Below are 272 nucleotides of genomic sequence, written 5' to 3'. Positions count from 1 at the left end.
AGGTTCAGGATACGGTTGAAACGAACCAGCCCGCCCTGGCCCACGTACACGACGTCCTTCGGCTGCAACTCGAACTGGTTCGCAAGGATCATCGATACCGGCGAGCTCGCGTCGAGGTGATAGATCTGCGGCGATTCGCTCGCGGAATTTCGGATCACGAACAATTGCCGCGTGGAAGCCGTAGCCTGGTCGAAGCTGCCGCTGTCCGAAATGGCCTGCGAGAGCGTCAGCGAACCGTTGCGCATCGGCGTGACCGTCGCCGGCTTGTTCAC

1 pseudogene is annotated in these 272 nt (G+C 61.0%); it reads right to left on the bottom strand.

Annotated elements, in window-relative coordinates:
* Nucleotides 1-272 (bottom strand): annotated as a pseudogene (locus SB822_RS57165) (sugar ABC transporter substrate-binding protein); the annotation flags it as partial.

It is taken from the genome of Paraburkholderia sp. SIMBA_054 (assembly GCF_046534875.1).
Classification (GTDB): domain Bacteria; phylum Pseudomonadota; class Gammaproteobacteria; order Burkholderiales; family Burkholderiaceae; genus Paraburkholderia; species Paraburkholderia hospita.
The sequence above is the reverse complement of the archived record's forward strand: the minus strand, read 5'-3'. Positions and strand labels throughout refer to the sequence as shown.